This is a genomic window from Deltaproteobacteria bacterium (genome assembly GCA_030654105.1).
Lineage (GTDB): Bacteria > Desulfobacterota > SM23-61 > SM23-61 > SM23-61 > JAHJQK01.
In genome coordinates this window covers 1-9,910 of the sequence record JAURYC010000172.1, presented here as the reverse complement: position 1 = coordinate 9,910, position 9,910 = coordinate 1, and the positions used below count along the sequence as shown (strand labels likewise).

Here is a 9,910-nt window from a genome sequence, read left to right as displayed (position 1 = left end):
AAGAGGTTTTCGTTTTCCCACGCTTGCCTGGATGACTTGTGGCCAATGGAATGATTTGACATCAATTTCTTTCTGGCTTCTTTACTTCCTGCTGCCTAAAGAAGGAAAAAAACCCCATCTCTCTTTTCTAGAAATGGGGGTTTCCTGCTTCCGCATATTCGGCTCCTCTAAAAGTTAAAATGAGCCATCATCCATCATTACCGGCAAAGAGACTATCAGGCATCGGCGTGGATGGCGAAGTCGCTCCCAGATATTTTTGTTGAGGTTAATCTTCTCGGCGGCACTGTCGAGCATCTTCAAGGCCGCGGCGTAAGGATTTTCCGGTTGATTTCCTTTTTTCTCTCTGGCCATAAGAGCTCCTTTTGGGGATTTTTATGGGTGGATCGAATTGCCAGTCACACCCATTATAAAAAGAATAAAAAAGAAAGACAACCAATTCCAGTAAAACAGTTGGGGAAAAAGAATTTTGGAAATGTTTCTTTGAGGGTAATTAAAAATCCAGGTGGGCTGGCTATTTCAAGAGGCTTTGATAGATGAAAGAAGTAGCGCACTTAGGCCAAGAATTGACCTGATCCGTAACGGCCAAACTGCAAACCGGGATGGCGAAGAAAAAGATGGTCAATACGATTATGATCCAATCTGATAATCTCTTTTTCATCTTTTCCTTCCCTTCCTTTGCTCCCAATTGCGCGAATTCCTTAAGCTGAAAAATAGCATATATTGTGCCAAACCCGAGAATAAAGAAAGGCCAGGAACTTTTTTCTAACAAAACCTAAAAATTTTTATATTTCCTATAGTTAAAAATAGAATGGGATTAAGGGGGGCGAGTTCTGATAAAGAGGGCCTAACCTTTTTATTTATAGGTGTCCTTTTCCGGCCACAAGATCGGACTTTTCTGTGTTCATTTAACCATATCTCTCATCTTGCCCATCTGGTTACGGATATTTTCTGCCCGGGGCCCGGTAGGTTCGACTCTCAGGTAGTCCTCCCAGGCTTTGATGGCCCCTTTGAGGTCTCCTTGATCATGGAGGAGGACGATTCCAATGTTGTACCGGCTGTTAACATGTTGGGGATCATCTTCCGCTGCTTTTTTAAACTCCGCAATAGCCCGGTCAAAATTTCCTTTCCGCCGGTACATAATGCCCATGTCTGTGCGCACGTCGGCGTTCTTGGGATCGACCTCCAAGGCTTTGGAATAGGCCTCTATGGCCCGGTCAAATTGATCTGCATCGAAATAGGCATTTCCCAATTGGACGAGGGCATTTACGTTCTTCGGGTCGTCTTTAAGAATAGATTGAAGCGATTCAATTTGTCGCTGCCAGTCTGCAGATGGGGCGGCTGGAGATGGCGAAGAGGGAAGTGGCCTCATGGCTGCAGGCGTAATGGGTGTTTTGTCTTCGTAGGTAACCGCTGCGATCACGCCTACAACGATCCCGGCTACGAAGGCGATGGCAATAAAAAGAAGAGCATGTTCTTTTTTCATGAGCAGCTCCTGGATACCAAAAATTTTTTTAAATTCTACCATGAACTTGGTAAAAGGGTCAAAAAGGGTATTCAATTTATTTGCTATTTCTTGTAGTTTTGTTTAAAATAAATGCGTTGTTTCAGACTTCTTGCCCAAGCTGGGATGATACCATGAAGTCTCGCAAATCCTATCTAACCTACCATTCCTTCCAGGACCTAAGAAGTTTGCTCGAGGCAAAATCCATCCCCCTTCCATATTTTTCTAAAATCGAAGTCACTGCTCCTGAAGGGGACCCAAGTCCTGATTTAGAGGAAAAACTCTTTAGCGAAGCCATGGTAGGCGTTAAACCCATCCCAAGAAAAAAAAGGATGGAAAGATTTTCCTCCACCAAGACCCCAGAAGTTAAGCCACCAGAAGACACCAAGAAAAAAGAGGATGCGGAAACTTTATTGAAGCTAACCCATCTTGTTCAATATGGAACCGGCTTTAATATAATGGACACACCAGAATATATCGAAGGCACAGGGTATAATGTACATCCAGGAGTGGCCAGGCGCCTGCATCGGGGAGATTATTCCATACAAGCCCATGTGGATCTTCATGCCTTGAAGGCTATTGACGCGAAAGAAGTTTTCGAAAAGTTTTTAAAAGGGTCGGTAATGACAGGCAAAAGAGGTGTTTTAATCATCCATGGCCGTGGCCTTTCTTCGCCGGCAGGCCCGGTCTTAAAGGAAAAGGTCATAGAATGGCTTACGCATGGCCCATGGCGAAAATGGGTTATCGCTTATGCCAGCGCAAGGCTCTGTGATGGCGGTGCCGGGGCGACCTACGTATTGCTTAGACAGCGCCCTGTTTCCCAACGAGTGAAAATCAGGCAAGGAACGATGAAGCGGAGAGTCCATTCATTATTCCCCAGCCATCCTTAAAAAAATTTAAGCCCATTCGGCACAAATCCCTCTCATCGGCCAGATTTCCCTCATAACCATCACAAAGTCGGAATGGGCGACAGGAGAATTGTTGTATGGTTTGGTATGCGCCTATTCTTTAAGCTTTTCCGCCACAGCCAGAACCGTATTTACATAGACGGGACTATGATTGTAGGCAAAGATGACCTGGTGCTGGCTTTTCCGGTTCATTCTGCACTTCCAGCCGTGGCTCCTTAAATAATTGGCGATGCTATGGAGGGCGTCGGGCGTGGAAAAGAGGTTGATGCGGCCATCACGATCGGCGTCAATTCCATAGGAAAAGATGTTTGAGGGCATAAATTGGCACAAACCAATGGCCCCATAAATGGAACCCGGAAGGCTCAGGGGGTCGATACCGCTCTTGGCCGAGTAATCGATCAGGGCTTTGAGCTCGGCGTAGGCCCAATCAGCTTTTTGCCGGCAACGGCTTCGGGCGAGATCCTCATTTTTAATGGTGAGTAATTTACGGGGGAGGTAGGGCCGGATGGTTTCGAGGTCGGTGCAAAGGGCCATGCTGGCCAGTCTGTTGAAGGCATAGTTTTCGCCCACGTTTTTGCCAAGAAGGGTTTCAACGAGTAAGATGGCCACGACGATTTCTTGGGGCACACAATAACGGCTATGAATATTTTCAAGGATTGCTTGGTTTTCCTGCATATAAGAGCGGGCATCGGCAATCACCTGAACTCTCAAAAAGCCTTTGAGGATACCTGTGGGTTTTACGGTTCTCCTTTTAAGGAGCGACTCAAGCTTGCTGGTCATAGCGCCCGGTTCAAACTTTACTTCAGGGCGGGAGAATATGGTTCGGACAGCCTGCTCCTCGAAGCCATCGGCTATCAGGCGCTCAATCAACGGCGACCAGTCGGCGGCTGCCGGGGTGGATAAAAAAGAAAAGGCCATAAATAAAAGAGCGGCCAGTATCCAGACTAGTAAAATGTTCCTGGATAGATTGTTATGTCTTAGGATAAGTCCAATCATCTCCTCTCCTCCCCTTAACAATTACTTTATTTTAGCTTTCCAGCCAGCTATAGCACCTATTACGCTCAAGGTGGGACAGGACCCAATGGAGAGGATCGACGTAGCGCTCACCAGCAGGGAGGCTCTGGCAAGAGAGCTTCCCCGAGTTTGGTGGAGGAAGGTTGGAGCCCAGGTTATAAAAGCGATAAAAACAAAATTGAAACATCCGAATAGGAAACTGATCAACCACAACTCGCGATTGCGGAGTACCTTGGTTAGGTCCGAACCGGTCAATTCTCTGGGGGTAGGTATGTTGCCCTGATCTGAAAATCCGAATCCCCACACTCCTTGCCAGCTCCATCGGCTGGCCAGCATGGTTTCCATGCTTCCGCTGAGCGTTCCCAGACCCGCACCCAGGGCTTTTTTAAATCTTCCCCCCTGTTGCAGGTAAATAGTATACCCGCTGGGGAAAGCCTGAGTTTCTGAAGGACTATAGTAAATTGGAAGCTGGGAGTCAAGAGCGGAGGGTCAAAGCTAGTGCTTAGTTGTAAAAGTTAGCGTAATATTGACGGCCTTCCCCAGGCCCGGGGGGCAGTTCGCTTCGCTTGGCATCATAAGGCGGTGGTCTTTCCATTGATGAGGCGGGAAAGGGCACCCCGCCTGCTTTTACGGAGACTCAGCCTTAGCATAGAACCAGGTCATTTCCCGGCCGATGCTGCCCGCACTCAGCACCCTGCCCCCCGGGCCACGACAAAGCTGGTCGAAATTGTCGCAAAAAATACAATGCGATCTTCCGCAACTAAGCACTAGTGTCCATTTGAAAAAGGAATTCGCTTATGTTATGGTCAAAAAACAAAAAACCCTCCGTTTCCAACTCGCAGGGAATTTAAGGTATAAGCAATGAGAGAAAAAAATGACTGAACATCCGTTGTTCCGGATCATGCATCCCCGGTCCGTGGCTATTGCCGGGGCTTCCAACGACTTTACCAAAATGGGGACGATCCAGCTCCTGAATCTTCTGGGGGGAAAATATCCAGGAAAGATTTATCCCCTCCATCCGCAAGAAAAGACCGTGCTGGGGTTGAAAGCCTACCCCAACGCCCGAGAACTTCCCAAGCCGGTGGATTTGGCTATTTTGACTCTGCCCACTTCTGCCGTTCCGAAGGTGTTAGAAGATTTGGGGGTGCGGGGAGTAAAAAGGGCCATCATCATTTCTGGCGGTTTCAAAGAAGTAGGAGAGAAAGGGAGAGAATTAGAAGCTCTGATTGTTAAGATCGCCAGGAAGCACGGAATTCGTTTTATCGGTCCAAATTGCATCGGGGTTATCCATCCGGCTCTTCATCTCAACCCCACGATGTACCCGTATTTTCATCAGGCCGGCTCTGTGGGAGTGGCCTCTCAAAGCGGAACCTACGTCACGCAAATCCTTCCCCTTCTGGCCAAGTCGCAGATTGGGTACAGCCAGGCCATCAGTGTGGGCAACGAGGCCAACCTGGATTTGGTGGATTGCCTGGAATATTTGGGGAGCGACCCGGAAACGAAGGCTATCGCCGTTTACATCGAAGGAATCAAGCGGCCCCGGGAATTCATCAGAATTGCGCAACGCGTAACCCGAGAAAAGCCCATCGTCGCCCTTTACGTGGGAGGGACAGAAGCCGGAGCACGCTCCTCGGCCAGCCACACTGGATCGATCTCTGGTCCGGACGATCTTTATGACGCCCTTTTCCGGCAATCCGGAGTGATTCGAGCTTATGCGGTGGAGGACCTTTATGAATGGGCCTGGGCTCTGGCTTCCCTTCCTTTGCCGAAGGGCAGGAACATGGCTATCCTCACCCACTCCGGGGGTCCGGCTTCTTCCCTGGCGGATGCCTGTAATCGCTTGGGATTGAAGGTCCCCATCTTTTCCGAAGGTCTGCAGGCTGAAATTCGCCAGCTCCTCCCGGCAACGGCATCGTACCGCAATCCGGTGGACTTGACCTTCTTCATGGACATGGGGGTGCTCATGGAAAAGCTCCCAGAGATCATTTTGAAGGACCCTTCCATCGATGGGCTATTGCTCCACGGCGTTCATGGATCCAGCTATTTCCACGCGGTGGCGGAGATCGCCAAGAATTTTATAAAAATTCCATCGTATGAGAAAGTGAAAGGATTTTTCTTTTCAGCCATGGAAGCCTTTGTGCGCCTGCCGGAGAGGCATGGCAAGCCGGTCATCGCTTCAGCATTCACAGAACGGGAAGATGATGCCGTAGCGTTTGTCCAGGATCACGGGCTTCCCTGCTACCGGGCCCCGGAACGGGCGGTCCGGGCCATGGCTGCCCTCTGCCGATATGCCGAGATCCGTTGCCGGAAATAAAAACGGAAAAATATATTGGGACGCAGATTCACCCTGTTAGATGTTCACAATCTAACAGGGTAAACGCGGATTTTTAGGATTCATAAAGCGTAAGGCATGAAGCGCAAGGGGATTGTTAAATTTTTAACTCGTGCTTACGACTTACGCCTTGCGACTTAGGTTGTTTCATGTTTTATCTGCGTGTATCTGCGCAAATCTGCGTCCTAAGCCAAATTTATTTTACTGAAAGGGACCTTTAATTTCTATCCTTTTTTTCGGGGAGGAATGTGGACGGCCATTCCATCTACATCCAATCCCGCTTCCATCAAGGCCTCCGTAAGCGTGGGATGGGGATGGATGGCGCGGGCCATGTCGGCCGCGGTACCCTCCAGGTGCATGGCCAGTACTGCTTCGCCGATCAGGTCTGTGGCATGAGGGCCGAAGATATGCACCCCAAGGATCTCGCCATATTTGGCCTCAGCAACCATCTTCACAAATCCATTCCGTTCCCCGATGATAGTCGCTTTCCCATTTCCGGCAAAAGGAAACCGACCTATCTTTAACTCGTATCCCGCTGCTTTAGCCTCCTTTTCCGTCATTCCCACAGAGGCCACTTCCGGAAGGGTATAGACGCACCGGGGAACAACCCGGCGCTCCATGCGCGCTTCATGCCCCAGGGCGTTTTCCGCTGCTACCGCTCCCTGGGCCATGGCGAAATGGGCCAGGAGCCACTGTCCGGTTACATCCCCGATGGCATAAATCCCGGGAACATTGGTTTCCATCCTTTCGTTGACCTCGATCCCTTTTGGGTTGCATTGAACCCCTGCTTCCGGAAGACCCAACCCTTCCCAATTCGCCTTCCTGCCCACGGCCAGCAGAATATACTGGGCCTCAAAAACTTTGTCCTCTTCACCCGTCGTGGCCACGACTTTTCGCTTCCCCTGCGAACCTTCGCTAATCTCTTTCACCCGGCAATTGGTTAAGGTCTGAATCTTAAAGCGCCGGAGTGATTTTTCCAATGCCGAGGCCACCTCTGGATCTTCGCTGGGAAGGATTTGGTCCATCATTTCCAAGATCGTAACTCTGCTGCCCAGAGCAGCGAAGATGGTGCCGAACTCCAGTCCGATCGGCCCAGCCCCGATGATCACCATGGATTCGGGAACTTGCGTCAATTGCAAGGCCCCGTTGCTATCGATTACGCCGGGACCGTTCGCTCCGGAGACAGGAAGGTCCGCAGAGATCGAGCCGGTGGCCAGGATGATCTTCCTGGCCCGGCAAGCAACTTTCCCTCCTTGCTCCGCGAGCACTTCGATTTCCTGTGGAGAGATGAATTTCGCTTGGCCCTTGACCACGGTGATGCCGTTGGCTTTCATCAGTCCGGCAACCCCGGAAACCAAGGTTTTAACCGCGCGATCTTTGCGGGCCAGCAGTCTGGAAAAATCAACGGAGATCTCCCCGGCCTGGATGCCGAAATCCTTGCTTCCCTCCAGCGCCTCCAGAAGTTCAACTCCCCGGAGAAGAACCTTGGTGGGGATGCACCCCCGGTTGAGGCACGTACCGCCCAGTTCATTCTTTTCGACGAGGGTAACTTTTCCTCCCAGTTGGGCGGCCCGAATGGCCGCCACATACCCTCCAGGGCCGCTACCAATGATTACAAGATCTTTTTCAGCCATTGTTTTCCTCGTATAAGCGGAAAAAAAGTCTTATCGTCTAATAGTCTTGTAGTCGTGTAATCCCGAGTGCTAAATCCTGAGTCTTTATCCTTGTACCTTTTGCCTTGAGCCTTATTTCAGCCTCGGATCAATGGCATCGCGTATGCCTTCTCCTAAAAGGGTATATCCCAACACCGTGATCAATATCGCCAGCCCCGGATAGAGGGAAAGCCACCAGGCGATCTGGATGTTGTCTTTGCCCGCGGTGAGAATATTTCCCCAGCTCGGCGTTGGCGGCTGCACGCCGATCCCCAGGAAACTGAGGGCGGATTCGGTGAGGATGGCTCCGGCAACTCCCAGCGTGGCGGCGACTAAAACGGGCGCCAGGGCATTGGGCAGGATGTGAAGGAAGATGATGCGGAAATCTCTGGCGCCCAGAGCTTTCTCGGCCACGGCATAATCTCGTTCCTTCAAACTTAGAAATTCAGCCCGCACCAGTCTGGCCACGCTCATCCACCCGGTTATGCCAATAATGATCATGATGTTCCAAATATTCGGCTCCAGCAGGGCGATCACGGCCAATATCAGAAAAAAAGTGGGGAAACAGAGCATGATGTCCACGAAGCGCATAATCAGGTTATCCACCCACCGGCCGTAGTAGCCGGCCAGAGCCCCCAAAAAGACTCCAATAAGAGAGGCAATGCCCACGGCCACGAAACCTACCAGCAAAGAAATTCTTGAACCCCCAAGCATCCGGCTAAACACATCCCTCCCTAACTGGTCAGTGCCGAAGATATGTTTGGCCGAGGGATCCTGCAGGATCTTTTTAATATTAATCTGACCAGGATCGTAAGGAGAGAGCCATGGGGCGAAGAGGGCCGCGAAGAAAAGAAAGATGACGATGAATGCCCCCGTAAGGGCCAGCTTGTTTTTTCGAAACCTCTTCCAGAACAAATGGCGTAATTTCTCTTGATCAGTAGAAGCTTGGCAGAGGTTTTTTTCTTTTGACATCTTTCGTCCAAAGCCCCTTTTATTTTCTTTCCAGCCGGACCCCGTTTAGGTAGTCCGGATCCTCGGGTCTACCAGGGCATAGGATACATCGGCGATCAAATTCCCCAGCAGAGTGAGCACCGCTCCAATAACCAGAATTCCCATGATGGTCGGATAATCCCGGGCCATGACGCTGGCGTAAAAGAGTTGGCCCATGCCCGGGATAGCAAAGATCGTTTCGAAGATGACGCTGCCGCCGATCAGTCCTGGAATGGAAAGTCCCAAGATGGTAATCACGGGCAACAGGGCATTACGCAGAGCATGCTTGAAGATGACCACCCGCTGGGAAAGGCCTTTGGCTTTGGCCGTGGTGATATAGTCCTGACGGATGACTTCGAGCATGTTCGAACGCATATAACGCGAGAGTCCGGCCAGTCCTCCAAAGGCAGAAAGGAGGATAGGCAGGATGAGATGGCTGACCCGGTCCCATAATTGGGCAGAGGTGGGAAGGTATTCATAGTTCAGGGACTTCAGGCCCGAGATGGGCAGCCAGCCCAAGTGCACGCCGAAAAGGATCATCAGCAGAAGAGCCAGCCAGAAGGTAGGCACAGCAAAGCCAACAAAGACGAATACCGTGGTGGCTTTGTCGAAGAGAGAATTTTTATAAGTCGCCGCAAGCACCCCGAGGGGGATCGCCACCGTAAGAATGAGAAGCAAGGAAAAGACATTAATGAAAATCGTGATGGGCAGGCGTTCGAAGATTTTATCCGTGACCTTCCGCCCATCCTGGGAGAAGGAAGTGCCGAAATCCATAACTAGCAGCCGGCTTAGCCAAGTCCCGTACTGGACGTGCAGGGGTTTGTCCAGCCCGTATAATGCTCGCATCCTGGCTTTCACCTCGGCCGTAGCTTTGGGATTGAGATCCGTGGCCATGTCGATGGGTGAACCCGGGGCCAGATGGATGACCGCGAAGGAGATGATCGTAATCCCGATGAAGAGCGGAATCATCAAGACCAAACGTTTGATCAGGTAGAAACCCACTTTTCAATCTCCCGATAGATTCTCCATTTATCATAAACTTGGGTAAAGAGTGAGGCAAGAGAAATCCTTTGTTCTAAAGGTCTCAACTACGAATTCAATAGGACGCAGATTTCCACAGATCCCCGTAGATAAAACATGAAACAACCGTAAGTCGCAAGGCGCAAGTCGTAAGCACGAGTTAAAGATTTAACAATCCCCTTAGGCTTCATGCCTTACGATTTATGAATCCTAAAAATCTGCGTTTACCCTGTTAGATAGTGAACATCTAACAGGGTAAATCTGCGTCCCAATATATTTTTTCGTTTTTATTTCCGGCAACGGATCTCGGCATATCGGCAGAGGGCAGCCATGGCCCGGACCGCCCGTTCCGGGGCCCGGTAGCAGGGAAGCCTGTGATCCTGGACAAACGCTACGGCATCATCTTCCCGTTCTGTGAATGCTGAAGCGATGACCGGCTTGCCATGCCTCTCCGGCAGGCGCACAAAGGCTTCCATGGCTGAAAAGAAAAATC

Annotated in this window: 11 protein-coding genes; 3 read left to right on the top strand and 8 right to left on the bottom strand. The window is 50.5% G+C overall.

Annotated elements, in window-relative coordinates; genetic code table 11:
• Nucleotides 1-174: 174 nt before the first annotated feature.
• Nucleotides 175-351 carry a hypothetical protein gene (locus Q7V48_07270; protein ID MDO9210532.1) on the bottom strand — a complete coding sequence of 59 codons (177 nt, stop codon included), beginning with the start codon at nt 349-351 and terminating at the stop codon, nt 175-177.
• Nucleotides 352-378: 27 nt separating this feature from the next.
• Between Q7V48_07270 and Q7V48_07265 the strand changes: the two genes are divergently transcribed.
• Complete coding sequence (locus tag Q7V48_07265) at nt 379-537, top strand: hypothetical protein (GenBank protein MDO9210531.1); 159 nt, start codon at nt 379-381, stop codon at nt 535-537.
• A 364-nt stretch (nt 538-901) separates the two neighbouring features.
• Here the strand turns inward: Q7V48_07265 and Q7V48_07260 are convergent, their stop codons facing one another.
• Nucleotides 902-1,483, bottom strand: a complete 582-nt coding sequence (locus Q7V48_07260) for a tetratricopeptide repeat protein (protein MDO9210530.1) — start codon at nt 1,481-1,483, stop codon at nt 902-904.
• A 152-nt stretch (nt 1,484-1,635) separates the two neighbouring features.
• Between Q7V48_07260 and Q7V48_07255 the strand changes: the two genes are divergently transcribed.
• Nucleotides 1,636-2,391, top strand: coding sequence for a Smr/MutS family protein (locus Q7V48_07255; GenBank protein ID MDO9210529.1), 756 nt, complete (start codon nt 1,636-1,638; stop codon nt 2,389-2,391).
• Between the two features lie 111 nt (nt 2,392-2,502).
• Here the strand turns inward: Q7V48_07255 and Q7V48_07250 are convergent, their stop codons facing one another.
• Nucleotides 2,503-3,405 (bottom strand): lytic murein transglycosylase, encoded by a 903-nt coding sequence (locus Q7V48_07250; GenBank protein MDO9210528.1) that lies wholly within the window; start codon nt 3,403-3,405, stop codon nt 2,503-2,505.
• 21 nt (nt 3,406-3,426) lie between these two features.
• Nucleotides 3,427-3,768 (bottom strand): hypothetical protein, encoded by a 342-nt coding sequence (locus tag Q7V48_07245; GenBank protein MDO9210527.1) that lies wholly within the window; start codon nt 3,766-3,768, stop codon nt 3,427-3,429.
• A gap of 529 nt (nt 3,769-4,297) precedes the next feature.
• Between Q7V48_07245 and Q7V48_07240 the strand changes: the two genes are divergently transcribed.
• Nucleotides 4,298-5,737, top strand: a complete 1,440-nt coding sequence (locus Q7V48_07240; protein MDO9210526.1) for a CoA-binding protein — start codon at nt 4,298-4,300, stop codon at nt 5,735-5,737.
• A 242-nt stretch (nt 5,738-5,979) separates the two neighbouring features.
• Here Q7V48_07240 and lpdA read toward each other — a convergent pair whose 3' ends face one another.
• The 4 genes from lpdA to Q7V48_07220 all read right to left on the bottom strand — a co-directional run.
• Nucleotides 5,980-7,389 carry a dihydrolipoyl dehydrogenase gene (lpdA, locus tag Q7V48_07235; GenBank protein MDO9210525.1) on the bottom strand — a complete coding sequence of 470 codons (1,410 nt, stop codon included), beginning with the start codon at nt 7,387-7,389 and terminating at the stop codon, nt 5,980-5,982.
• Nucleotides 7,390-7,500: 111 nt separating this feature from the next.
• A complete protein-coding gene (locus Q7V48_07230) occupies nt 7,501-8,379 on the bottom strand; it encodes an ABC transporter permease (GenBank protein MDO9210524.1) in 879 nt (292 codons plus the stop codon).
• Nucleotides 8,380-8,424: 45 nt separating this feature from the next.
• Nucleotides 8,425-9,399 (bottom strand): ABC transporter permease, encoded by a 975-nt coding sequence (locus tag Q7V48_07225; protein MDO9210523.1) that lies wholly within the window; start codon nt 9,397-9,399, stop codon nt 8,425-8,427.
• Between the two features lie 305 nt (nt 9,400-9,704).
• On the bottom strand, nt 9,705-9,910 hold a 206-nt coding region (locus Q7V48_07220), incomplete at its 5' end, for a CoA-binding protein (protein ID MDO9210522.1).